17 protein-coding genes, 5 pseudogenes and 1 CRISPR repeat array are annotated in these 25272 nt (G+C 51.4%); of the genes and pseudogenes, 11 read left to right on the top strand and 11 right to left on the bottom strand.

Annotated features, from left to right (window positions below; all coding sequences use genetic code 11):
* Nucleotides 1-717, bottom strand: a complete 717-nt coding sequence (gene rph / locus DPQ22_RS03485) for a ribonuclease PH (protein WP_150213194.1) — start codon at nucleotides 715-717, stop codon at nucleotides 1-3.
* Between the two features lie 250 nt (nucleotides 718-967).
* Between rph and grpE the strand changes: the two genes are divergently transcribed.
* Together grpE and DPQ22_RS03475 are read left to right on the top strand one after the other, a co-directional pair.
* The gene (grpE, locus tag DPQ22_RS03480) at nucleotides 968-1609 is read left to right on the top strand and encodes a nucleotide exchange factor GrpE (RefSeq protein WP_150213193.1); all 642 of its coding nucleotides are present in this window, start codon (nucleotides 968-970) and stop codon (nucleotides 1607-1609) included.
* A 209-nt stretch (nucleotides 1610-1818) separates the two neighbouring features.
* The gene (locus tag DPQ22_RS03475) at nucleotides 1819-2265 is read left to right on the top strand and encodes a hypothetical protein (protein WP_150213192.1); all 447 of its coding nucleotides are present in this window, start codon (nucleotides 1819-1821) and stop codon (nucleotides 2263-2265) included.
* Nucleotides 2266-2387: 122 nt separating this feature from the next.
* Here the strand turns inward: DPQ22_RS03475 and DPQ22_RS03470 are convergent, their stop codons facing one another.
* Complete coding sequence (locus DPQ22_RS03470; RefSeq protein WP_190323128.1) at nucleotides 2388-3197, bottom strand: hypothetical protein; 810 nt, start codon at nucleotides 3195-3197, stop codon at nucleotides 2388-2390.
* Nucleotides 3198-3468: 271 nt separating this feature from the next.
* Here DPQ22_RS03470 and DPQ22_RS09425 point away from each other — a divergent pair.
* A pseudogene (locus DPQ22_RS09425) lies at nucleotides 3469-3681 on the top strand (helix-turn-helix domain-containing protein); the annotation flags it as partial.
* 327 nt (nucleotides 3682-4008) lie between these two features.
* Nucleotides 4009-4446, top strand: a pseudogene (locus tag DPQ22_RS09420) (S24 family peptidase); the annotation flags it as partial.
* Between the two features lie 632 nt (nucleotides 4447-5078).
* On the opposite strand, the gene DPQ22_RS03460 reads toward DPQ22_RS09420, so the two are convergent.
* From DPQ22_RS03460 to DPQ22_RS03450, 3 genes are all read right to left on the bottom strand, one after another.
* Nucleotides 5079-5477 carry a hypothetical protein gene (locus DPQ22_RS03460; RefSeq protein ID WP_150213190.1) on the bottom strand — a complete coding sequence of 133 codons (399 nt, stop codon included), beginning with the start codon at nucleotides 5475-5477 and terminating at the stop codon, nucleotides 5079-5081.
* Nucleotides 5478-5712: 235 nt separating this feature from the next.
* The gene (gene rlmN, locus DPQ22_RS03455) at nucleotides 5713-7098 is read right to left on the bottom strand and encodes a 23S rRNA (adenine(2503)-C(2))-methyltransferase RlmN (protein WP_150213189.1); all 1386 of its coding nucleotides are present in this window, start codon (nucleotides 7096-7098) and stop codon (nucleotides 5713-5715) included.
* A gap of 71 nt (nucleotides 7099-7169) precedes the next feature.
* On the bottom strand, nucleotides 7170-7673 hold the full coding sequence (locus tag DPQ22_RS03450) for an invasion associated locus B family protein (protein WP_425305140.1): 504 nt from the start codon (nucleotides 7671-7673) through the stop codon (nucleotides 7170-7172).
* A 375-nt stretch (nucleotides 7674-8048) separates the two neighbouring features.
* Here DPQ22_RS03450 and lepA point away from each other — a divergent pair, with 375 nt between their 5' ends.
* The 3 genes from lepA to cas13e all read left to right on the top strand — a co-directional run bounded on the left by lepA (nucleotide 8049) and on the right by cas13e (nucleotide 13324).
* Entirely contained in the window at nucleotides 8049-9854 is a 1806-nt protein-coding gene (gene lepA, locus DPQ22_RS03445) for a translation elongation factor 4 (RefSeq protein WP_150213188.1), read from the top strand.
* Nucleotides 9855-10419: 565 nt separating this feature from the next.
* On the top strand, nucleotides 10420-11373 hold the full coding sequence (locus DPQ22_RS03430) for an Abi family protein (protein WP_190323127.1): 954 nt from the start codon (nucleotides 10420-10422) through the stop codon (nucleotides 11371-11373).
* 217 nt (nucleotides 11374-11590) lie between these two features.
* A complete protein-coding gene (gene cas13e / locus DPQ22_RS03425) occupies nucleotides 11591-13324 on the top strand; it encodes a type VI-C CRISPR-associated RNA-guided ribonuclease Cas13e (protein WP_150213186.1) in 1734 nt (577 codons plus the stop codon).
* Nucleotides 13325-13442: 118 nt separating this feature from the next.
* A CRISPR array of direct repeats spans nucleotides 13443-15392; the repeat unit is 36 nt; unit sequence GTTTCAGACCCCCAGCTTTTGCGCGGGGGCTGTTAC.
* Between the two features lie 771 nt (nucleotides 15393-16163).
* Here the strand turns inward: cas13e and DPQ22_RS03415 are convergent.
* The 3 genes from DPQ22_RS03415 to rpmB form a co-directional block, all read right to left on the bottom strand.
* Nucleotides 16164-17492 (bottom strand): hypothetical protein, encoded by a 1329-nt coding sequence (locus DPQ22_RS03415; RefSeq protein WP_150213185.1) that lies wholly within the window; start codon nucleotides 17490-17492, stop codon nucleotides 16164-16166.
* A 159-nt stretch (nucleotides 17493-17651) separates the two neighbouring features.
* Complete coding sequence (locus tag DPQ22_RS03410; RefSeq protein ID WP_150213207.1) at nucleotides 17652-18248, bottom strand: VUT family protein; 597 nt, start codon at nucleotides 18246-18248, stop codon at nucleotides 17652-17654.
* A gap of 449 nt (nucleotides 18249-18697) precedes the next feature.
* The gene (gene rpmB / locus DPQ22_RS03405; RefSeq protein ID WP_150213184.1) at nucleotides 18698-18991 is read right to left on the bottom strand and encodes a 50S ribosomal protein L28; all 294 of its coding nucleotides are present in this window, start codon (nucleotides 18989-18991) and stop codon (nucleotides 18698-18700) included.
* Between the two features lie 237 nt (nucleotides 18992-19228).
* On the opposite strand from rpmB, the gene DPQ22_RS03400 reads away from it, so the two are divergent.
* From DPQ22_RS03400 to DPQ22_RS08825, 4 genes are all read left to right on the top strand, one after another.
* Complete coding sequence (locus DPQ22_RS03400; RefSeq protein WP_150213183.1) at nucleotides 19229-20068, top strand: SURF1 family protein; 840 nt, start codon at nucleotides 19229-19231, stop codon at nucleotides 20066-20068.
* Between the two features lie 167 nt (nucleotides 20069-20235).
* Nucleotides 20236-20898 carry an isochorismatase family protein gene (locus tag DPQ22_RS03395; protein ID WP_150213182.1) on the top strand — a complete coding sequence of 221 codons (663 nt, stop codon included), beginning with the start codon at nucleotides 20236-20238 and terminating at the stop codon, nucleotides 20896-20898.
* An 83-nt stretch (nucleotides 20899-20981) separates the two neighbouring features.
* Entirely contained in the window at nucleotides 20982-21581 is a 600-nt protein-coding gene (locus DPQ22_RS03390; protein ID WP_150213181.1) for a nitroreductase family protein, read from the top strand.
* A gap of 210 nt (nucleotides 21582-21791) precedes the next feature.
* Entirely contained in the window at nucleotides 21792-21965 is a 174-nt protein-coding gene (locus tag DPQ22_RS08825) for a hypothetical protein (RefSeq protein WP_190323126.1), read from the top strand.
* Between the two features lie 283 nt (nucleotides 21966-22248).
* Here DPQ22_RS08825 and DPQ22_RS09135 read toward each other — a convergent pair.
* The 3 pseudogenes from DPQ22_RS09135 to DPQ22_RS09415 form a co-directional block, all read right to left on the bottom strand.
* Nucleotides 22249-23070, bottom strand: a pseudogene (locus tag DPQ22_RS09135) (phosphopantothenoylcysteine decarboxylase); the annotation flags it as partial.
* A gap of 309 nt (nucleotides 23071-23379) precedes the next feature.
* Nucleotides 23380-24360, bottom strand: a pseudogene (locus DPQ22_RS09130) (flavoprotein); the annotation flags it as partial.
* Between the two features lie 231 nt (nucleotides 24361-24591).
* Nucleotides 24592-24699 (bottom strand): annotated as a pseudogene (locus DPQ22_RS09415) (FitA-like ribbon-helix-helix domain-containing protein); the annotation flags it as partial.
* Between the last annotated feature and the right edge of the window lie 573 nt (nucleotides 24700-25272).

Here is a 25272-nt window from a genome sequence, read left to right as displayed (position 1 = left end):
TCAGGCAAAAGCTGCTTTTTGCAGAGCAATAATCTCTTCCACGCCTTTTTGCGCCAGCGCCTGTAATTGCCCAAATTGTTCAGCGCTAAACGGCGCTTCCTCCCCTGTTCCCTGAATTTCCACAAAATTGCCCTGGCCGGTCATCACAAAATTGGCGTCAATATGCGCAGCAGAATCTTCGGCATAATCCAGATCCAGCACAGCATGGCCGCGCACAATACCGCAGGAAACCGCCGCCACATGATCTTTCAGCACTTTATCGCGCAGCAGCATTTGCCGGCCCTGCATCCAGCCAAGGCACTCATAAAGCGCCAGCCAGGCACCGCTTATGGCTGCCGTGCGGGTGCCGCCATCAGCCTGCAAAACATCACAATCCAGCATAATCTGCCGCTCACCCAACAGCTTCAAATCAACAACCGCCCGCAATGAGCGGCCAATCAGGCGCTGGATTTCCATTGTTCGCCCGCTTTGCCGGCCGGCCGCTGCTTCACGCCGCATTCTGTCACCGGTTGAGCGCGGCAGCATGCCATATTCAGCGCTTATCCAGCCTTTGCCGCCATTGCGCAGCCAGACAGGCAGCCGCTCTTCCACACTGGCTGTGCATAAAACATGCGTATCGCCAAATTTCACCAGACAGGAACCTTCGGCATATTTATTGACCCCGCATTCAAAAGAAACTTTTCGCATTTCATTATCGGCACGTTTGGACAGACGCATCAATTTTCCTCTTCCTCACTACAGCATGGCCTTCTTGCTTACGGCGCTGTTTTAGCCTAATTAACCTGCTTAGGCAAATTCAAAGCAAAAGCCCAGAGCCTGCTTTCGGCAAAACTCTGCCGCCCGGCCGTTTTCTGCCGGCAGCAGAAAAATTCTGCCTCTTGCCGCCGCGGCTCTTGATTTTCGCCTTAAAAATCTCAATATCGGGGTAATCGCCCTCAAATAAAAAACCAGAATCAATGGAAAAATCATGTCCGACACAAAACCCGTTCACGGCGCCGAACACAATCCCGAAAATGATGAAGCCGATATTTATGCGGCAGAGCAAAGTGATGAGGCCGCAATAGCGAGCGGGGAAGAAGAGCAGATTCCTTCTCCCGCTGAGGTTATTGAAAAACTTAATGCGGAAAATACTGAGCTGAAAGATAAGCTTATGCGTCTGGCTGCCGATATGGAAAATCTGCGCCGGCGGACAGCGCGCGATATTGCCGATGCCAAAGCCTATGCCGTTTCGTCTTTTGCCCGCGACATGCTTTCTGTCGCCGATAATCTGGGGCGGGCTTTAAGCGCCGTGCCAAAAGCCCCGGCGGGCGCAGAAGATGCGCGTTTGCAATCCCTTACTGAGGGGGTAGAAATGACCGAACGCGCCATGATAGCGGCTCTGCAAAATCATGGCGTGCGCAAAATTGAAACTTTGGGGCAAAAATTTGACCCGCATTTGCACCAGGCAATGTTTGAAACAGAAGATAAATCTGTGCCGCATAATAGTGTAAATCAGGAATTGCAGCCGGGCTATATTATTGGTGATCGCGTTTTGCGCGCCGCGCAAGTGGGCATCGCCAAAGGGGGAGAAAAAGCCGCCGCCGAGCCGAAGACCGAAGTTGATAATTAGATATAGGCAAAAACGGCCGCTGCCCATGTTGCAAACGCATGCCGTCAGGCCGGCAATAATTCCTGCCCGGCCTGAAGCGGGGGGAACGCGGTTGCAGGGCTTGCGCCGGGCGGCGCGGTAATATTATTGCGCGGCGTGGTAATATTATTGCCTTTTCAGGCTATCTAACAAAAAATGAGCCGTTAATAATCGTCAAAGGCCTGGTTTATATGACACATTACGCCACAGATACAGAATTCAAACCCTCCGGCATGGCCGCGCCGCTGGTTTTTATCTCTTTGTTTGTTCTCTTTGTTTACGGTGCCTTGTTTATCGGCCTGATGGGTGTCTCCAACACAATTATTCACCACTACCGGCTGCATTTCTTTTTGCAATTCGGCAATTTCGGCGCTTTTCTCGGCCTATGTTGTATTCTGGCTCTCTGGGCCATACTGGTTTTTGCTCTGGCCGGTATTCCCTGGTGCATTCTGCGCGCCAAAGGCAGAGGCAAAACCGGCCGCCTTGTCGGCCAGGTTATTATTTTCCTGATGTTCCATGTTTTCACCATGCCGGTTATTTTATGGCCGATGATCCGCAATTCTTCACCCAGATTACGGGCGCGGCGCGTGGCCAGATTGCGGCGCAAAGTGCTGGAGCGCCGCCGTCTTGCCCAATAACAGATTCGCTTGATAATAGACAATGTGACAATAATCCGCCTGTTTTCCGGCCGATTGCGCCCCAATTCAGGGGGCAGTTATGCCTGCCCCCGATAGTGTCTTTTGTTTTCTGCCCGGTGCCTTTATTGCGGAATTTTATGGGCGATCCCCAGCCCGGCCAGCGATATTCCATGCCTGTCCGCCCGCTTGCCCTGTTCTTCAGCTACAGCACTATACCTGAAATAACGGTGCAGAACATTCAGTACCAGACGCACGGCGCCCAATAAATAAGGCAGCTCCAACCCGTCAATAATCACATATTGCAAAGCGGCATAAAGATTTTCCCGCCCATTATCAATCTGCGCCTCCTGCACGGCTTTCAAAACCTTTGCATAGCGCTTTTTAACCCGCAAAGCCCAAGCCTCATATTCCGCCATATTATCTTCTCCCAGTCGTATGCCTGTCGCCTCATAATAAGCGCCGGGAGAAAGCAATGATCTTTGATAATCATTGCGTAACTGCAAAAATTTCTGCCCCGCTTCATATTGATCCCAGCTTAAACCGTCACTGCGGCCAAAAATGGCCAGACGCCCCAAATATGTCTCGGCGCGCGGATCTTTAGCCTGCTCCAGGCTCAAGCCGCTATGAAAGGCCCGCGCCTGCAAAGCCAGCAGCGAGGGCGGATTAAGCGCCCGGGAAATACGGCCATTCGGCTCACGCAGTCTGCCCTCCAGCCGCGGCCGGCCGCGGCGCGCCCGTTTTTCACCTGTCTTTTTTCCCTCCGCCCCCAATTCTCTGGCGGACGGATTATTCCGCAAAGCGCCGCTTTTCAGCGCCGCCAGGCCGTTTGCAATATTATCACCGCCCATTATTGCTGTTTGCAAGGCACAACGCGCCTGTTTTTTTCTTACAGCCTTTTTCTCTATCCGAAAATCCGAACCAAATAATTTCATGTCTTTAAACTCCCATTATCCCTGCTGTCATAATCGCTGCTAACGGCCATTTAACAAAATCTGCTCTCACCTCTCTTTTTAAAAATCCCGCACCCTTTAAATGACGAACGACTCACTGCTGTTTCAGCCCAGTTAAATTATTCCAGGCAAAAATATCAAGGTAATTTTACCTTGATATTGGGTAAAATTACCTTGGTTGATTTTTTGTCCACAAGATATAAGGCATAAAAATTGATCGCCTTCCTCTCATAATACGGTTATTATACCTCACATGAAAATAAATTCGATAAAATCAACTTTGGCACAGCGGATAAAATCGCGCCTCGATAAGCTAGGAAAATCAGAGCGCCGCGCCTCGCTGGAAGCCGGTTTGAGTGATTCATTTTTGCGCAATATCAGGCAGAACAAATCCAGCTCACCGCGCATTGATACGCTGGAAAAAATTGCCGAAGTGCTGGAAACAAACCCGGCCTGGTTAATGACCGGCGCAGGAGAGGAAGAATTATCCCTTCCTGCCGCCAATATACTGCCTGAACCTGCTCCCCGATATTTTCCTCCGGCTGAGCCTGCTGCTGTCTCCGCTATATATGCGGAGCGGCAGCCTCCTGAAAATAATAGAGATTTGCCCATTTTGAAACCGGGGGCAAGACGCATGCACCGGCAAAAATCTCCCCGTATAGTCACATTGCCCGGGTTACAGCCGGGCTATGACGGTTTTCATGAAAGTGACGGGCCTTCCCCCCCTATTTCTCCCTCACCTTACCCTTCTTATGATTTGTTTCAGGGGGAAGAGGCGGCAACAGAACATATTCCCAATGCGCTTATTGGCAAAAAATTTTCTCTAAATGAGCGCCGGCTTCCTGTTTACGGGCAGGCAGTCGGCGGCATAGACGGTGAATTTCCAATAAATGGCAGCACCTTATATAGCGTTTTATGCCCGCCGCAGCTTTCTGAAATTTCCGGCGCTTATGCTGTCTCCATCTCCGGTGATTCCATGTATCCGCGTTATGAAGACGGCGAAATTGCTTTTGTCGATCCAACCCGGCGCGTGAAAAAGGGAGATTATGTTATCGCCCAGATTGCAACCGATGAAACCGAAATACCTTTGGCCTATGTTAAAAAATTTATCTGCCATAATGCCGGCGGCCTGGTTCTGGAACAATTCAACCCGGCCAAAGAACTGCATTTTCCGCATGAACGGGTAGTTTCCGTCCATTATATCGCCCTGGCCGGCACTGCCCCCGTCTGACTTTGCTGCTTTTTTGTCGCTCGCGCATATAACCGGATTGGCTTTTGCCGGTGCTGCCGCCGTCTTATCCGGGCCAGCCCGTCAAACAGCCTGCCTTAAGGCGGTAATTATCGCTCTGGCCGGCACAACCTTACTCAACATTGCTGCAATAATGACATAGAGCCGAAAACTCTGAAATTTTCGGCACGCAGTTTCAGGTGTCTTCTTTATGGCAGCATGACAAAATTGACACTCCTTATCCGAGGCTCATATTCTGCCGGCATATAAATAGTGCCGATATTTTGCTTGGGCAATACAGGCAATATATGCGGCTTGAAATGCCGGCACCACCCTATCCTTTTCACCGCTTTACCGGCACTTATCCACAGGAAATTTAACGGGTTCCTGTATTATTATCAGGTAAATTTACCTCATAAAACCTTGACCCGGCCTCACAAGCACACGCCTGTAAGACCGCACGGCGCAGATCACGACTGGCTTGAATATAGCCAGACTGTAGCCGGATAAAAGGTTTTGGAATTTTTGACACGCGGTTTTGGAATCTTTTCGCTGTCAAAATCAAGCTTTTGAAGCGTCAGTCAAAGGGTCTGCAAAAGCGTTTTGAAAGGAGCAGAAATTCCGCACGCCAATATTTATCCGCGCACTGGCCGGTTAAGTTTGCTCTTGTGAAGCAGCTTATAGAGAATTATTCCCAGTCCAAAGGCGGCAATAACAGCACCGGCATCAAGCACGGCTTGCGGAACTGTTTGCTTGCTTTTGAGCCAGACAGCACAATGAACAATCATCAAGTGCCAGAGATAAAGAGAATAAGCCGCAGCAGAAAGAACACCTGCTATTGCACAGGCTTTCTGCCCCATTTCATAACCCCGAATGATTGAAAATAATAAAACGGCGGGGAGATAGATAAGCAGTGTATCATACCAGACAATGCCGCCAAGGCTGGTAGTCCCGCTTGTGCGATAGTCCATAAATACTCTTAACGCCGTGCCAATAAGCATAAGGGCAATTTCAAAGCCTTTTTGAAGGTTCACGCATCACTCGGCTTATTTCCACCCAATCACTCCCATCTGGCAAAATCGCGTGTCAAAATTTGCTCGCCATTACCCCTTGATTCCCGTCCCCCAATTTCAATAGTCTCCTGATTTCTTTGGAAAATTCCACACTTCTCTGCAAATTCCCTCATCTCCCCACTTATTCCAGAACTATGTGTAAACAATACAGACATTCCCAAAGCTGAAATCTGCGCCGGCAGCTCAAGCCGCTCCGCTAGCGGGCAAAGCGCCCGCCTTGGCCGGCTTCCAAAGCTTCGCGCTCCAGCTTTTTCAGGCGCTCAGAGACTGATTTTAATTGCCCGCAAGCGGCCATAATATCACGCCCGCGCGGCGCCCGAATGGGGGAGGAATAGCCCGCTTTATTCAAAATATCGGCAAACAGCTCTATTTGCCGCCAGTCAGAGCACTGATAATTCGTCCCCGGCCAAGGATTAAACGGGATAAGATTGATTTTTGCTGGAATACCCTTGAGTAATTGCACCAGTTTTTTGGCCTCACTCACACTGTCATTAACATCGCGCAGCATAACATATTCAAAAGTAATCCGCCGCGCATTGGAAACACCGGGATAATTGCGGCAGGCCGCCATCAATTCCGCCAGCGGGTATTTTTTGTTAATCGGCACCAGCATATTGCGCAATTCATCATTAACAGCATGCAGAGAAACAGCCAGCATAACCCCCAGCTCCGCCCCGGTGCGATAAATGCCGGGCACGACACCGGAAGTAGAAAGCGTTATGCGCCGCCGGGAAAGCGACAGGCCTTCACCGTCTGAAGCAATCAGCAAAGCCTTTTTTACCGCCTCAAAATTATAAAGCGGCTCGCCCATGCCCATCATCACTATATTGGTGATTTTACGCCCTGTTGCCGCCGGCAAAATTGCCTTTTCGCTTATCTCAGCCTCATCGGCAGGCACAGCGACCGGCCTTTGCGCCTGCCTTTCAGCCGGCGCCCGTATTTTAGCGATTTCTTCCCGTCCGGCGCGCACGCTATTCAGCCCCGCCTCATCGACAAAATCACCAAGGCAATCTTTTGCCACCAAAAATTGCGCCAGAATTTCTTCTGCTGTCAAATTGCGCACCAGTCTTTGCGTGCCCGTATGGCAAAAAGAACAGGTCAAAGTGCAGCCTACCTGGCTGGAAACACATAAAGTGCCGCGCCCTTCTTCCGGTATATAGACAGTCTCTGCCTCAACCGGCCGCCCTGCCCCGCGCGCGGGGAAACGCAGCAGCCATTTGCGCGTGCCGTCTTCAGAGCGCTGCTCAGCCACAATTTCAGGCCGCATAATGGTAAAATGCTGCGCCAGTTGCCCCCGGAAATCACGGGAAAGATTGCTCATATTGGCGAAAGAAGAAACACCGCGCACATAAAGCCAATGCCATAATTGCGCCACCCGCATTTTTCTCTGTTGTTGCGGCACCCCAATCACCGTCAAAGCCTGAGCCAGCTCTTCTCTTGTGCGGCCGATAAGAGAAGGCTTATTCCTCTCCGCCGCATTATGCTCCGCCGCAGCGGAGCATAATGGCTCCAAAAAACCCGCACCCTTTACCGCAGCACCAGGCTCGCTTGCCGCTGCGGCAAAAAACAGCTCATCAGACATATCACATTTCTCTATTTGTAAACCGGCCGCACTCCCCTTATGTCACACTCTGCTCTCCCGGCCTGGGCAGCTTATTTACATTTCTGCACCGATTTCAAGGCCGCGCCAATACCTTTCAGCGAATATGTATAAAAAGTCTCTGTGCCGCGTTTGGAGACAGCCTTGACTTCCATCACACTGCCGGAACGCATGGCTGCCAGCAGGGCACTTTCCTGTTTTTCACCTTCCACCCAGGCGGCATTGCCTTTGGTAAACAGATTAAAACTCTTCGCCCCGACAGTCGCCACCACCTGAGATTGCGGTTTTAAATCATAGCCCGCCATAAATTGCGGCTCAAAAGAAAGTTTGCCGCCATTACGCCTGCTTATCAAAAAGAAATTATCACCATGTTTGACACTGGCCGGCTCTTGTTTTGTCGGCGTGGAAAGAATATAACACACCACCTTGCCTTCAGCTTTATAAGAATAGGCGCCCCAATAATCATATTGGTTCAATTTTGTTGGTGCCGGCGCCTGCGCCCAGGCTGCATTGCCAAAAACCGCAATAGCCGCCGCTGCCAAAAGCCCTGCGAAAATTCTGCCGAAATTTACCATAGCCTCACCGTTTCCGTTTCCCTGTGATTCCAAATATTCTGCCAATTTAATTGCCGCAATAAAGGCGATACCGCCCCAATATATAACAGGCACATTACCCGCGCCCGTCTTTTACGCCGGGGAAGGCAACAAAACAAGGAACAGATGCGATTTTTTACAAAATTGCGGTAAATTTATGAAAAATGCGGCTTACAAAGCCAAATCACAGCCTGAATCCTTGCATCTGCCCCGGTAGAAATATTTTCGCCTGTATCTGCCGCCAGAGCTGCCGTAAAACTTGCCCCGGATTCAAGAAAATACAGGAATCTGCACCGGCAGCTCTTGGCCATATCCGATATTACTGCTAAACCGGTTTTTATGACAATCAATCTCAAAACTATCCGCAATTTTTCTATTATCGCCCATATTGATCATGGCAAATCCACGCTGGCGGATCGCCTTATCCAAATGACAGGCGGGCTTGATATGCGGGAGATGAAGGAGCAGGTGCTCGATTCCATGGATATTGAGCGCGAGCGCGGCATTACTATTAAAGCCCAGACCGTGCGGCTGCATTATACCGCCAAAGACGGGCAGACTTACATTTTAAACCTGATGGATACACCCGGCCATGTTGATTTTGCCTATGAAGTCTCACGCTCATTGGCCGCGTGTGAAGGCTCATTGCTGGTGGTCGATGCCTCACAAGGGGTGGAAGCGCAAACTCTGGCCAATGTCTATCAGGCCATAGACAATAACCATGAGCTGGTGGTGGTGCTGAATAAAATTGACCTGCCGGCCGCCGAACCGGAGCGCATAAAAAAGCAGATAGAAGATGTTATCGGCATTGATACGGCAGATGCAGTAGAAATTTCAGCCAAAACCGGTTTGGGCATTGATAAAGTGCTGGAAGCGATTGTGCAAAATTTGCCGCCGCCGCGTGAAGGTGACAGCCATAAACCGCTCAAAGCCATGCTGGTTGATAGCTGGTATGATGCCTATCTCGGCGTGATTGTGCTGGTGCGCATTATTGACGGCCGGTTGAAAAAAGGCCAGACAATCCGCATGATGGGCACCGGCGCCAAATATCCGGTTGAGCGGGTGGGCGTTTTTACCCCCAAAATGGTCGCAATGGAAGAGCTTGGCCCGGGTGAAATCGGCTTTATTACCGCTTCCATCAAAGAAGTGGCCGATACGCGGGTGGGTGACACCATAACCGAAGATAAAAACCCCTGTGCCGCGCCGCTGCCCGGCTTCAAGCCGGCGCAACCGGTGGTTTTTTGCGGCCTGTTCCCGGTTGACGCGGCAGATTTTGAAGATTTGCGCGCCGCCATGGGCAAATTGCGGCTCAATGATGCCAGTTTCTCTTTTGAAATGGAAACTTCAGCCGCTTTAGGCTTCGGCTTTCGCTGCGGTTTTTTGGGGCTGCTGCATTTGGAAATTATTCAGGAGCGGCTGGAGCGGGAGTTTAATCTCGATCTTATCGCCACCGCGCCTTCGGTGGTTTACCGCCTGCATATGCTCGATGGCACGGTAAAAGAGCTGCATAACCCGGCCGACATGCCGGATATTATGAAAATCACGGCGATTGAAGAGCCGTGGATTCGCGCTTCTATCCTCACGCCGGACGAATATTTGGGCAATATTTTAAAATTATGCCAGGAGCGCCGCGGCATTCAGGTCGATTTATCTTATGTCGGCAGCCGCGCTATGGTTTCTTATGATTTGCCGCTTAATGAAGTGGTGTTTGATTTTTATGACCGGCTAAAATCCATTTCCAAAGGCTATGCTTCTTTTGATTATCAGCTCACTGATTATCAAAAGGGTGATCTGGTAAAAATGTCGATTCTGGTTAATGGCGAGGCGGTTGATGCGCTGTCCGTGCTGGTGCACCGCAGCGCGGCAGAAAAGCGCGGCCGCTCTATGTGTGAAAAGCTGAAAGAGCTTATTCCGCAGCATATGTTTCAAATCCCCATTCAGGCGGCGATTGGCGGCAAGGTGATTGCGCGCGAGACAATCCGCGCTTTGCGCAAAGATGTGACCGCCAAATGCTATGGCGGCGATGTGACGCGCAAGCGCAAATTGCTGGAAAAGCAGAAAGAAGGCAAAAAGCGCATGCGCCAGTTCGGCAAAGTGGAAATCCCGCAAGAGGCTTTTATCCACGCGCTGAAGATGAAAGATTAACCGCGCCAAAAGCAGAAAGAAGGCAAAAAGCGCATGCGCCAGTTCGGCAAGGTCGAAATCCCGCTAAGCAAGCTTTTATCCACGCGCTGAAGATGAAAGATTAACCGCGCCAAAAGCAGAAAGAAGGCAAAAAGCGCATGCGTCCGTTCGGCAAGGTCGAAATCCCGCTAAGCAAGCTTTTATCCATGCGCTGAAAATGAAAGACTAGCTTTTCTGTAAGCGCCGCGGCTAAAACAACCGCCGCGCCGGATAAAAGCCTTTTCCTTCCCTGTCGTGCCACAGGCTAGCCTGTCGGCGCTCCCCGCCTCTTTATTTCTTGTCCCTGTCGCGCCACAGGCTAGCCTGTCGGCGCTCCCCGCCTCTTGTAATCTACACCTTGAAGATGAAAGATTAACCCTGTTTATGTTATAAAACAGCACGAAATTATTGAAAAAATAAAATAACGCTTGACTTATCTCCTCAAAATCCCATTTATGGGGCACCCATACCCTGCGGCCTCTCTTAAATGCTTAAGCATTTGATGATGCAAACTGCAGGGTTTTTTATAAGGGGAGAGGGAAGGGGAATGTCCGCAAATCCATACCCGAAACCGGCGCAAACAGTGCAGCAGCATATTGACCTGCTGGAACAGCGTGGTATGCATTTTCGGGATAAAACAGCAGCAGCGTCCTCTCTCAGTCATATCAGCTATTATCACCTTGGGCTTTATTGGTATGACTTGCGCCAGAGAGCAAAACCGCAAATCCCTAAAAATAATGAGCGGCTGGAAGCTTTTCAGGAAAATGTGTTCTTCGAAGATGTAATAGACCGCTATCACTTCGATGAAAAATTGCGCGATTTAGTTTCCACCGCTTTAGGAAAAATAGAAATATCGCTCAAAACTCAATGGGCGCAATATTTTTCTCTCAAATACAGCCCGCTATTTTATTATGATTGCCAATATTACAGCCCGCCGAAGCTGAAAGGCAAAAAAATACAAGACATAATACAAAATGCACAGGCTAAATTTTTTCAATCTAATGAAGATTTTATAATGAAATATAAAACCAGGCGCCCCAATAGCACACTCCCTGAAGCTTGGCTTATAACAGAAATTTTATCTTTTGGTGAATTCTTATATTTTATATATTTCCTGAGACAGAAAGATAAGCAGGAATTTGCCCATCTTTATGCCAAAAACAGAAAAAGTGACTTTATTAAACAGGGGGGCTTTATTGCAGCGTTAAACCAATTACGCGCTATCCGTAATATTTGTGCCCATAACGGCCGCTTATGGAACAGAGTCTTTTCTGCTATTCCGCCTGCGCCTAACACATCTCCCTTGCTGCAACAAGCGCTCGATCTGTCTTCTCCTAAAAAGCTTTATAATATTCTTTGTTATATCGTCTATTTGTTGCGCTCTATCGATAGCAGGCAGGAGTGGCGGCACGATTTTATCGGCTTTATACAGCAGCACCCGCATCGCACGCACGCTATGGGTTTTCCTGCTGATTGGCGAATTGCCTCTCTCTGGCGCTAAGCGGCTGAATTTACACTTTATTTACCATAAATTTTAACGCTCAGAACAGGTGAGAACGAATCATGGGCGAATCAGAGCCATGTCTGTTTTCTCTCTTTGTTCACACACTATATAGCAGGCAAAAAGTCGCCGGCACCAGATATAGGGTATAATATCTTTACACTCTGCCGCCGGCGGCCTAAAAAGCTTAATAAATATAGTTAGCAGAGGGTTAATTATGATTCTTCCCGCAACATCGGCGCCGGCGCCGGCGCAGGCCGTCGCCGTAAATACCGCCGCTACCCCGCCTCAAGCCTCACTCGCAAAAAGCGCCGCCGCACACTCGGCCGCTGAGCAAAACACTTTACCACTCCCGCCAAAACAACTTGACCTGCTGCCGCTATTGGCCGCCAGCCCGCAACTGCGCTCTGATCTGCTGTTTTTTATCCGCCTCTGCGGCACTTATTGCCAAAGCATTTTTTGGCAGGCCTTCCCGCGCACCGCTAAAAAGCGGCGGCAGCGCTTGTTTGATCTGGCACAGAACGGCATTCCTGATTCTTCCGGCAGGCGAAAACCCTGCGGCAGCGCTTTTAAAGACGCCATTTTAATCCCCAAAATCCGCTATGCCCAAACAACGGATATACTTAATACCGGTTTTATTAAGCTGTTGCAGGCCTTGGCACAAACCCCGGCGCCCAAAGGCCATGCTAAAATTTATGAAATTTTCAGTAAAGGGCTGGTGCAGCGGCACGGCCTGCCATGGAATATTGATGAATTTATTGCGGCCGTTAATCTGCTGGTCAAAACGCGCCACTTCCTCGAACATTATGACGAAAGAATAGCCAAACAGGATAAAATCCCTACCCCGCAGGAAAATGCTGAATGTCTCACCGTGTTAGGGCTGTTATTATTGCCGCAATTCTGTAATGAGCTGGGACACGCCGCCAAACACATAAAAACCAATTATGCAGCAGCAATAATTGCTGATATGCAGTCTATACTGCAATATGCCAAAGAAAAACGCGCAGAAGGCATAAAAGCCATGTTTGCTGAGGCGCGGGCGCGCAAAAATATTTATACCCCCGAGGCAGAACGAACAAAAAGCGGCGGCTATAAAAATAAAAAACAAAAGAGTCGCGAATTGCTGAGCGGCAAATGGCGCAAATATTATTACGGGCTGAAACTTGCCCCAACGGACTTACGCGAAAACCGCTTCAAACAGTATTACGATTTTATCGGCGAACAAAATTTTCGGCAAATCTGCAGCCGGCTGGGCGCGCCGCTGGTCATAAGTAAATTAAAAACCTTTGACAGCCAAAATCCACGGCAGCAGGATTATATTATCTATGCCGATACGGAGAATCGCCTGAGCTTTAAAAATGAAATCCTGCCTTTTTATCTCACCATTATGCGCCTGCAAAAAATCATACATTTTTATAGTGACAATTATGCTGAAAAATATCAGCCGCTTTCTTCATTAGAACAGCGCGGCATAAGTAAAAAACAACGCAAAGAAGAAAAGGAGCAAATTGGCAAAATTAAAGATTTGAACCTGCGAGCTATCCGCAATCAGATCGCTCATAATGGGCTATTTTGGCTGACAGAGAACGAAGAAACAAAAAAAACGTTTTCTGAGCAGGAAATTTTTACCCAAATTATGCAAATTTTGACACCGCAAAATCCTTTAATTGCCAATTCCTCATTTCCGCGCCCGGCGCATTTTTACAATGCTGTTAAAGCCGTTCTGGAAGCAGAGAATTGCTCAATAACGCATATAGAAAAAACAGCAACAGAACCGCCGGGCACCATAAAATTGCGGCGCCTCTCTAATAAACAGAAAATCTCAGGCGAAAGGCTGGAAAAACAGCGAACAGCACGGCAGAACGGCAAAATAGAGCCGCGTAAAGCCTTGCGCTTTCGCTTGCGGCAGCTTATTCTTGCCTTGGAAAAAGCGCAGGATTCTTTAAAATAAAGCTTGCCAAACGCGCGAAAAAGTGCTCTATTCGCTCTTGCAAGACGGGTGATAATATCATTTTTGTGCGCTTGCTATGTGCTTTTTTTGTTTATTTTCAGATAAATAAGGGAAGTGCGTTTCAGACCCCCAGCTTTTGCGCGGGGGCTGTTACGTCCTAAAGTCGTCAATCAAAGCATTAACCGTTTCAGACCCCCAGCTTTTGCGCGGGGGCTGTTACTTCAAAAACCAGGCAGTCATAATCACTGAAGTTTCAGACCCCCAGCTTTTGCGCGGGGGCTGTTACTCATTGATATACATTTGAACTCTTCCAGCAGTTTCAGACCCCCAGCTTTTGCGCGGGGGCTGTTACTGCCTGGCCTGAAACAATTCTTCGGCAAGCGTTTCAGACCCCCAGCTTTTGCGCGGGGGCTGTTACAAAAGCTGCTGCTATTGCATATTGGCTACAGTTTCAGACCCCCAGCTTTTGCGCGGGGGCTGTTACCTGGATTTGCTTACTAGCCAAATGGTTTTTGTTTCAGACCCCCAGCTTTTGCGCGGGGGCTGTTACGAGACATCACAGCATCAAAATCTTCAATTTGTTTCAGACCCCCAGCTTTTGCGCGGGGGCTGTTACTCTATGGCATCGCTAGCGTGCGGGACGACGGTTTCAGACCCCCAGCTTTTGCGCGGGGGCTGTTACACGCCTGCGCAGATGCGTGCGTTTGGGCGTGTTTCAGACCCCCAGCTTTTGCGCGGGGGCTGTTACCCAAATGATGCTAAAGCCGTTGAAGCTATTGTTTCAGACCCCCAGCTTTTGCGCGGGGGCTGTTACAGGAAGCGACTTACCGGCGTATTGTCGGCGGTTTCAGACCCCCAGCTTTTGCGCGGGGGCTGTTACCTTCCGCCACTTCAGCCAAGGCCGTTGCCGGTTTCAGACCCCCAGCTTTTGCGCGGGGGCTGTTACTTGACGCCTGATGTGCCAACCCCCGGCAATGTTTCAGACCCCCAGCTTTTGCGCGGGGGCTGTTACAAAACCGCCCCGGCACCGGCCGCAGCCATTGTTTCAGACCCCCAGCTTTTGCGCGGGGGCTGTTACTGTCGGTTCTGGTTAAAGCCTTTGGCAATGGTTTCAGACCCCCAGCTTTTGCGCGGGGGCTGTTACCAATTATCCATCTGCTCAATTTCGGCCGCTGTTTCAGACCCCCAGCTTTTGCGCGGGGGCTGTTACCATCAGCCTTCTGCCGGCACAGGCGCAAGCGTTTCAGACCCCCAGCTTTTGCGCGGGGGCTGTTACGGGGTGCAGATAATTGATGAAAGCGAGGGGGTTTCAGACCCCCAGCTTTTGCGCGGGGGCTGTTACCAGACCCGCATAATGTCGGCGCCATAATGCGTTTCAGACCCCCAGCTTTTGCGCGGGGGCTGTTACACAGGGCGATACATATCACCCTCACCATAAGTTTCAGACCCCCAGCTTTTGCGCGGGGGCTGTTACCGCTCACATCATCACTTGCCACCCGTATTTGTTTCAGACCCCCAGCTTTTGCGCGGGGGCTGTTACTCAATTTCCGGCCGATTTTCTTCATCATAAGTTTCAGACCCCCAGCTTTTGCGCGGGGGCTGTTACTGCTGTCCAGAGGCATTGTTGTGCCGTCAGGTTTCAGACCCCCAGCTTTTGCGCGGGGGCTGTTACAAGCGGCAACTTTATCGTTTGCCCATTCATGTTTCAGACCCCCAGCTTTTGCGCGGGGGCTGTTACCGTATTTGCGCGAACAGCAAAAAGGGCTGGGTTTCAGACCCCCAGCTTTTGCGCGGGGGCTGTTACAGATACCTTGCACTCTCCGGTGCGCGTGTAGTTTCAGACCCCCAGCTTTTGCGCGGGGGCTGTTACGCGTAGAACGCACTGCCTATCCCGATCATAGTTTCAGACCCCCAGCTTTTGCGCGGGGGCTGTTACAGCGCCCTGCCTATAGTGCAAATGGCACGAGTTTCAGACCCCCAGCTTTTGCGCGGGGGCTGTTACGTGACCGGCCTTTGTCGCAATTAGTGCCTAGTTTCAGACCCCCAGCTTTTGCGCGGGGGCTGTTACGTGCGGAAATGTGTGGGGTGCTTGCTGGGGGATTTCATGCCCCCTGTTTTCAGGGGGCGCTGTTACATTTCCGCATAATCGGAGCAGTTTGAGAAACGTTTCAGACCCTCTGTTTTCAATGAGGGCTGTTACTTTTGGCACCGCTATGAAGCCGAGCTGTTTCAAATTCTGTTTTTGCGCGCTATTGCCGGGTGCGCCGCTTTTTACCACACAGCATTATTATCTGCTGTTCTTATTTATTGTAAAAGCAGCAAAGGTGCAGCCTGTCCGCCCGCCGGCAGTATTTTTGCAGCAGAAGCCTGCCAACCCTCAGAAGTAAAATAAAGCTGTTCTGGAAAAGATTTTAGCTTGAGGCTTTATGCAAACGGTAAAGGCTGGGAATGAGCCAGGCCAGCGCCGCGCGGTAGAGCAGCAGCATGGCAAAAGCCATAGCCAGCTTTACCCAGAAATCACCAAGAGCGAGAGAAAACCATATCGGCGCAGCGAAACCGAAAAGCTGTGTCTGCCCGCTTATTGAACCATTGCCGGCATGAGCGAAAGTGTCAATAAAGCTGAAAAGCGGAGCAAAGGCGATAGAAAAAAATAAAATCGTATCAAGGCAGGAGCCGCAAACCGCCGCCGCCAGCAGCGCTCGCCACCAGCTTTTGCGCGGGGGCTGAAACCGGATATTCCCCCTTGAGTCCGATAGAGAATCAAGGGGAAATCATGGTTTCTATAGCGGCCTTATTACGCGCCGCTCTTTATAGCGCAACGCAGCTCAAGCTTCCCGCTTCAACCCGTTATGATAAATTCATGGGGCTGTATTCTCCGCAGGAAAAATTCCGTGTCGGCAGGCATATTAAGCTTTAAATCATGTGTATTGAGAGATTGAAAAACAATCAGACACGGCTCTGCCGGAGATTTCACAAAACTGTCTTCCGACTGCGCTTCCGGCTGCCAATCATAATGCCGATAAAGAACCACATATTTTTTGGTGATAATCATCGACCAAACCCCGACATAAAGGATTTGTTTTTTATAATCATCATCATCAAGATCATTTCTGGTAATGAGATTATTTACCATTTTTAGAGACTGGCCGTTAGATTTTATTTCAAAATCAGATTGCAGCCCGTCTTTAAAGATAAGCTCACAATCGGCATCAATAGCAAAATCCACCCCGGCTTCCGCCTTTGTATATTCAAACATATCGCCAAATTGTGGCGTATAATTGCTATTAAAATAATCTCCCGTATAGCCGACATAACCGATTTTATCATTATAATTCGGGTTGCCAATCCAATAAATGCCCTTACCGTCACTGGTATAAAGATCGGGAGAAACATTTTCTCTCCGCAAATCCGTGACCTCCGTGTCACTATAAGCCACACTGTAACAGCCGGTTGTCCGCAGAATTTCTATAGTCTCGCCATTGCCGGTCTGGAGCTGTGTTGTTTCATTGCTGCCATTAGCGCTAAAATAGATTCTGCCGCCTTTGACATAAGGGCATTCGGCATTTGTTACCTTGTCTTGCAGCGGTTCCAGATCATAGGCGCGGCTAAAGCTCGTGCCGGTTTCCGTATAATCAAAAACAAGAAATTTATCATCACCGACAAGGATAAACTGGCCGGCAGCAAAAAAGCCCGGATTACGGAATTTCACCTCATCGGCGCATTGATATTCGACATTTTTATAAATATAAGTCGCCGTCGATTTATCCAGAATCATCACTGCCTGCTGCGTTGCCCGGTTATAATACCAGACATTCTGATCCCCATCACTATAGAGAACATAATTATCATAAATACTGCCGGCCAGTTGATTGGTCAGATTCAAGGTTGCTTGCGGGTTATACACACATTTGCCGAAATTGGAATAAATTTCCGTCTGTTGGGTGGAGTCATTGCCATTGGTGTTTTCCAGATAATAAACACCGCTGCTGCTCTTATTGGTCTGCATAGCGCTGCAATAAATATAGCGCCCTTCACGCACGGCATAGCGCAATTCCCCCACCGAAACGGGAACAAAAAAAGCGTCCGTTGTGGGGAGCTGAACCAGGCCGCTTTCGGCAAGGGCCTGCAATTTCATAGTCGCAATCCTTTTATGATTATCATTGGTCATTTTATAATCCCTTCATGCGATTATAGCTTCAATAAATGGGATTGTTAGGATAATGTCATAAAAGATACAATGAAAATCGTCATTGGCTGTCCCGCTGCCGTTTTCAAAAATAAAAGCCGCCCGGGAGGGCGGCAAAGCAAACTGTTTATAAAGAAATTTTCAGTTTTGTGCTTTGTGCAGGCCGTAAAGGCCGGGCATGAGCCAGGCCAGCGCCGCGCGGTAGGGCAGCAGCATAGCAAAGGCCATTGCCAGCTTTACCCAAAAATCACCAAGAGCGAGAGAAAACCAGATGGGCATAGTAAAGCTGAAAAGCTGGGTCTGCCCACTTATTGAGCCATTGCCTGAATGTGCAAATTTATCGATAAAACTGAAGACCGGAGCAAAGGCGATAGAGAAAAACAATATTGTATCAAGGCATGAGCCGCAAATTGCTGCTGCCAGCGGCGCCTGCCACCAGCTTTTGCGCCGCAAAGGCGAAAACACCGCTATATCCAATAATTGCGCGCATAAAAACGCCGTGCCGGAAGCAATAGCCAAACGCGGGCTGGCCAAATACCACGAGCTGGCCAGGCCGGCAATAAAACCGGCATAAACCACCCGCCGCGCCATTTGGCTGCCGAAACGGCGATTGGTAACATCATTTACCAGAAACGCAAAAGGATAAATAAAAGCGCCGTAAGTGAGAATATGTTCCAGACCAAAATAATGGAACGGGTAGAGCACCAGAATATTGGAAGCTGTCACCGCCACGCACATGGCTAAAACAGCAAAAATATAATCGCGGCTTTGCGGCCGGCGAAAAAATGAGCTATTCCCCTGAGCCGCAGAAGGAAATTGCGGCACTTGCCGCACCGGCTCTTTTACGGCCTTTTTATCCCCTCTGGGCTGCCGCCCAACTCTCGCGCCACAGGCAAGCCTGCCGGCGCTCCCCGCCTCTTGATCGCTGTGACTCATTTTTTATCCCGGGTGATGGAACCGGCCTTTATTTCAAAACCCCGTAATCGCTCACTACAAGCGCAATTAACGGGCAATAATAGCGGTCACCTGAATAATGGACACCTCCCCCCGCTGCCGGGCATATCCGGCCCCGCGCCCTCTCCGACAGGGGCTTACAGCTCCACGCCCCCCCGCGCAGCAGCAACCAAAGACGGCCGGCACCTAACGGACTCCTGAGCTTGCTCCGTCAAACAGCGCCAGGGCGAAAATCAGGCCGCTTTTTCAAGCTGCTTTTTGATAATTTTCTGCCGCAAAAGGCGCGCCCGGGGTGACAAAATCCTGGCATCAGCTTTCAGCAGAAAAGCGTCCAGCCCGCCGCGATGCTCAACTGAACGCAAGGCATGAGCCGAAACGCGCAAACGATAAGTCTGCGCCAGAGAATCGGAAATAAGCGTAACACTGCAAAGATTGGGCAAAAAGCGGCGGCGCGTTTTATTATTGGCATGGCTGACATTATTGCCATATTGCACTTTTTTGCCGGTTAATTCGCAAGCGCGAGACATGATAATCACCCTATAACTGCGCCGCGCCATCACTCAAATTCTGCCTGGCTCACGGGTAATACCCACAGCACAGGCTCCTTGTCAAGGACACAGCTCTCAATCCAGAAATCAGAGCTTTCCTCATATAGGCAAAATCGGCAGAAGTCAAATTAACTTTGCACCTTTAGCCAATCAATGCTAAAAACCGGCAGGCCGGCCGCGCTTTAAGCCGGGAAACAAAATCCGAGAGCATAGCCAATGCTGCCCAACCCTCCCTCAAAAGACACTATAATCGCCGATAATGGGCAAAAACCGCCTCATAAAGCGGACAAACAGAGAAAATCTGTGGCTGCCCGCTTCTTTTCCGCCGTTTTTATTTTTTGTCTTATCTTCTTTTTCTGCGCTTTCACCGCTTTGGGCGTGTGGCAGGTCAAAAGACTGGCGTGGAAAGAAGATTTAATCGCCCGTGTCAATGCGCGTGTGCATTTGCCGCCGGTGCCGGCACCGCTGCCGGCAGAATGGGGCACAATTACAGCCGAAAAAGACGCTTATCGCCCGGTTTATATTAAAGGCCGCCTGTTGCATGATAAGGAAATTCTGGTCAAGGCCTCGGTTCTGCTTGATATTCTAGATGAAACCGGCGGTGCCGGTTATTGGGTGATGACCCCGCTCAGCACGCCGGACGGCACTATTACCTTTATCAATCGCGGCTTTGTGCCGCTGGATAAAACACAGCAAAAAAGCCTGCCCCAAAGTGAGGTTACCATAAACGGCCTGTTGCGCCTGAGTGAAGGCCCCGGCCGGCTTTTCAACAAAAATGACCCGCAAAATAATATATGGTATCACCGGCAATTACCGGCTTTGGCGCAGGCTGTCGGCCTGCCGCCGGCCAAAGTCGCGCCCTATTTTATCGATGCCGACAGGGCGTCCAATCCCGATGGCTGGCCGCGCGGCGGCTTAACGGAAATACATTTCACCAATAATCATCTGGTCTATGCGCTTACCTGGTTTAGCGGCGCCTTGGGGGTTTTGCTCGCCGCTGTGCTGGTAATACGCAGTAAAAAACAGGAAAAATCTGCCGCCGGCGCAGAGGATTGACAGCCGCCGCCGATAGTCGGTAATAATAACTTTTTTCTGCCATATTTCCGGTTCACTTGAGCGCTTTAATGCGGCTTATGCTCATAATACGGGGGATACCACGGGCGCCGGCCGGCAAGCGGCTTTAGAGTAAGGCCGCCTTTGCCGTTATGAAAAGGATTAGAATTATGACCACTGCTACAGAAAAATTGCTCACTCCGGATAATTGCGCCTTTATTTTCATTGATCACCAGCCGCAAATGGGGCTGGGCACAGCCTCTATCGACCGCCAGCTACTGAAAAATAATGTCGTGGCTATGGCCAAAACGGCGCGGCTGTTTAAAGTGCCGACTATCCTCACGGCCATTGAGACCGAAGGCTTTTCCGGCTATATCTGGCCGGAATTGATGGACGTCCTCCGGCAAAAGCCGATTGAGCGCAGCAATATTAACAGTTGGGAAGAGCCGCTTTTTCTTGAAGCCGTCAAAAAACTCGGCAAAAAGAAGCTGGTTATGGCCGCTTTGTGGACAGAGGCCTGCCTGTCTTTCCCGGTTCTCAGCGCTCTGGCTGAAGGCTATGAAGTCTTTATCAATATTGATGCCTCAGGCGGTGTCAGCAGGCAGGTGCATAATGCCGCCATTCGCCGCATGGAGCAGCATGGCGCCCAAAGCACCACCTCTATCCAGCTCCTGATGGAATTGCAGCGCGACTGGAAACGGCGGGAGACATATCAGGGTGTTATGGATATATCCTGTGAGCATTTCGGCGCTTACGGCATGGGCATTGATTATGCGGCAACCATGGTGCACCATCAGCCGCAGCGGGCAAAATTCCCGCATGAGGTTAAATAAGCGGTGCCTGACATATATATTACGGCAAGCCGTGCCGGCAGCCTGTCCGGCGCGGCCAATATGTTGAAACCAGGGAGTTGGCAATGAGCAATGCACTGATAACCGCCATTAAAAAACGCAGAACACAATATAGCCTGGGCAGAAAACTGCCGTTGCCGCAAGCAGAGGTAGAAGCGCTGATTAAAGAGGCCGTCCGCCTTGCCCCTTCCGCTTTTAATTCGCAAAGCTCGCGCATTACTATCCTGTTTGGTGCGCAGAGCGATAAATTGTGGGATATTGCCAAAGCTGAGCTGCGCAAGATTGTGCCTGCCGATGGCTTTGCCAAAACAGCCGAAAAGCTGGAAAGTTTTGCCGCCGGCGCCGGCACAGTGCTGTTTTATGAAGATCAAAACAGTGTAAAAGAGTTACAGAAGCAGTTTCCCCTTTATGCCGATAATTTTCCTGTCTGGTCGGAACAGGCAAGCGGCATGGCGCAATTTGCCGTATGGGCAGCTTTGGCCAATGTCAATATCGGTGCCAGCTTACAGCATTATAATCCGCTGATTGACAGTGAGACCGCCAAAACATGGGCTATACCCGATAGTTGGAAATTACGGGCGCAAATGCCTTTTGGTGCCAATGAGCAGCCTTTCCCGGAAAAAACCTTTATCAGTAATGCCGTCCGCTTTAAAACTTTCGGCTGACAGGCGACTCTGCCTGCCGGTAGAATCGTAATAATAAATAGCCGCTATATTTGCCCTGCCGGCTGTAGAATTTTCCGGGTTGCGGCGGAGTTATTGCTACTTGGCCGGCGGGCAGCGAAATCCTGTTCGCCGCCGGCTTTTGGCCGCCGCCCCCGTATCAGGCGAGCGGCAGCAGAGAAGAGAAAAACGCTCCGCTGCCGCCTTACAGGCTTGACCAGACGGGCTGGGCAGGCTGAGCGGCCGACAGGGAAGAGCTATTTTGCTCCTGCCTTCGGTGCCGCCGGTGCCGGTTTTATTCACTTTGGCAGAAGGATAATAGCGGCATTTTTGCCGCTCATTATTGCTGCCGACTGCCCGGCTTTTCGCCCTGCTCCATTTTCGTAACCTGTCTGACGGTTTTCTCTTATAGAGCCGGAAGCTTTCCTGCCGCCCAGTCTTTTATCTTAATATTTTATTAACCATAAATATTAAGATTTTCCCTGTAACGGTAGCAGCAATGGCTGCCTTCCGGTGCTATATTTTGTGGCAATAGAGCGGCCAGCCCCTATATAAGCTATGAACAGAGCAAGAACATTGTCAGGTCGATGATTCGCCCATGATTCGTTCTTATCTGTTCCAAATCTTGATAAACAGGGTAAATAAAAGCTTAAAGCGCGGCCGGCACATATTATCCGGGCACTATGGAACCGGCCTTTGCCTTTGTTATTTTTGTTCTGCTGCGGCAAAAAAAAGCGGCGATTTTTTCTGCCAGCCGAGCCGCGACCTGTATTTTTGACATTTCCGGCCATTCTTCTACCCCTTCCCGGCTGAGAATATGAATATGATTGTGATCACCGCCCATAATGCTGCTGCCGTCAGCCGTGGCGGCAACATTATTGGCAATAATCCAGTCTGCTCCTTTTTTCGCCAGCTTGGCGGCAGCGTTTTCCAGCACGTCACGCGTCTCGGCAGCAAAGCCGACAACCAGGCGCGGCCGCCGCAAATTATGGCCGATTTCTGCCAGAATATCCGGGTTTTCCACTAAAGTCAGCTTTACCTGCCCGGCGCTGATTTCAACCCCACTGCCGGCCGGTGCCGCAACAGCCGCGGCGGCTTCAGCCTTATTTTTGCTGCTACCCGCCGCTATGATCCGAATTTTCGGCTTTTTGATTTTATCAGAAAAAACATATTGCGGCCGCCAGTCGGCTACCGCCGCCACAAATATAGCGGCATCGGCCGGCAAGGCCGCCAGCACGGCGGCGCGCATTTGCCGCGCGCTGGTTACATGCACGGCTTCCACCCCCGGCGGGTCAGGCAGCAGCACCGGGCCGCAAACCAATGTCACGCGCGCGCCGCAAGCCGCCAGCGCCGCCGCCAGCGCATGCCCCTGCTTGCCGGAAGAGCGATTGGCCAGATACCGCACCGGATCCAGCGCCTCATGTGTCGGCCCTGAGGTTACAATAATATGCCGCCCCGCCAGCGATGGCGCCCTCGGCACAGCCAGGTTTTGCCCGGCCGTCGCATAATCTTCATCGCCCGTAAAGGCCATCTCACCGGCGCCGGCCAAATCTGCCGCGCTCCCGGCTATGTTTCCTTGCCGGCAAGCGCCCGGATTAACCGAATCTGTCGCAGCGGATACCGGCGCCGGCCGCTTTCTCTCTCCGCAAACCGGGTTGAAAACAACCCCTTGCTCGGGCCGGCAAGTACCCGAAAAGGTAGCGCCGGCGCTTGAAGCGGCGCCATCGGCGCCACTGCCAGCCCTGCCCTCACAGAGTTGCCGACTTACCGCCAGGCCGGACATATTGGCCGCCATTGTCGCCAAAGCGGCGATAATGGCGGCCGGTTCGCTCATACGGCCAAGGCCGGCTTCACCACTTTCGGCCATTTCACCCCGCTCCGGGCCAATAATATGGCAGCCGTCCCGGCGCAACAGCGCCACATTACGCTGTGTAGCCTTATGCGCCCACATAGCCGGATTCATGGCCGGCGCCAGCAAAACCGGCGCGCGTGTGGCCAGCAATACCGCCCCGGCCAGATCATCAGCCTGCCCGGCCGCCATTTTGGCCAGACGCGAAGCCGTGGCCGCGCATACCAGCACAATATCAGCCTGCCGTGCCAGTTGAATATGGCCGATTTCCCTCACCTGCTCCCGCCCGCTGCCGGCCATTACCATATGCGGAGCGCCGCCACAGGGTCGAGTGTCCAAACCTGCCCCGCTGCCAGGCATGGTTTGCACGGCTCTGCGCGCCCCTTCGGTTTGCACGCTGGCGCGCGCCCCTTCGGTTTCTCTTTCACTTTTGCCGCCGGCCGCCCCAAGCCTGTTTTCCCGGCATTGCCCGGCAGCTATTTGCTCCGGCCAGTTCTCACTGCCCAGGTCAGATATAGGCCCTCGCCCAAAATCACCCAAATCTTTCCCTTCGCGGCCGCCCAAATCGGGCATGGTTTGCACGGCTCTGCGCGCCCCTTCGGTTTGCACGCTGGCGCGCGCCCCTTCGGTTTCTTGTTGGCACTCACCGCCACAGGGTCGAGCGTCCAGGCCCGGCGCCAAATCCGGCTCCCCTTCATGGACAAATAAATGGCGGTAAACCGGCCCGCCGGCTAAAGCCCCAACCGCCAGCGGCGTGATAAATTGTTGCGCCGCCGCGGTCATAATTACCCGCACCACAGCGCGAGCGCGGCGCAACAGGCGGATAAGCTCCAAAGCCTTATAAGCGGCAATAGAGCCGCCAATAATCAGCACAATATTTTTACCCTGCAAAGCGGAAAATTGTGGCTTTGTCGCCGCTGCCTGCCCGGCCATAAATTGCGGCTTCCCGGCCGCCCCTGCCGCTCCCGGCCCAGTAGCCTCTTCCGCTTTGGCCGTAAAATCCGGCGCAGCAAAGCCAGCCGCCAGAGCCTTCACCCCATCACCTGCCCCTGCCGCAGCAAAGCTTTGCTCATTTACGGCCTGCCCCGGCCATTCTGTTGCCCCCGCCGCATTGCCGGCAGCCACTAATGCTGCCGGACTGCTGCCCTTTTCGACCGCGGCCGCCAAACAACGGCGCAAAAATTCTTCCATAGAGCAATGTTCAGCCGCGGCACGCAGGCGTAAAGCCTCTTTAATGCTATCATCAAGATTGCGAATACTGATATTTGCCATCAAATTTCTCTTTTTTAAGGCCATTTTCAGCTCAATTTGCCAGCAATGCCCGCATATTATGTTCTAAAGACCGTAAAAATGCAAGCATAAAGCTTTTCTGCCGGGCAAAGAGCCGGGTTCGTAACAAAAATAAGGCGTCATCTTGGCCGGCGCGGCCATTAAGCCCAGCCCTTTGGCGCCTGGCTTGCCGCCACCGGGCAACCGCCACATGCCCCCCCAGCCTGCGCCGGCGGCGCCCTCATCAGCGGCAGCAGAGCTATAGCGGGGCGATAGCAACACTGCCCCCGGCCATGCCTGGCCACTCTGCCTCACAATAGAGAAAGCCACACCCGGCACAGGCAAGCGTTTGCTGCCCCGCCGCAGCACAAAGGCTGCCGCCGGCAGCGGCGGAAATTATCCGCGCCCTTAACCGCCGTCTGCAACAGCCGCCGCCCTTCGGCGCTCAGGCTGCCGCAGCCCCGGCTGTCCTGCCACAACACCCCAGCCGGCCATTATAGCGGCCGTTCTGCTGCCGCCGGCACAGCAAATAATTTTGCATAAAAGCGGCCACAGCCTTGCTTGCGGCAGCAGTCG

It is taken from the genome of Candidatus Tokpelaia sp., assembly GCF_008636115.1.
In the GTDB taxonomy this organism is placed as follows: Bacteria; Pseudomonadota; Alphaproteobacteria; order Rhizobiales; family Rhizobiaceae; genus QLZD01.
The sequence above is the reverse complement of the archived record's forward strand: the minus strand, read 5'-3'. Positions and strand labels throughout refer to the sequence as shown.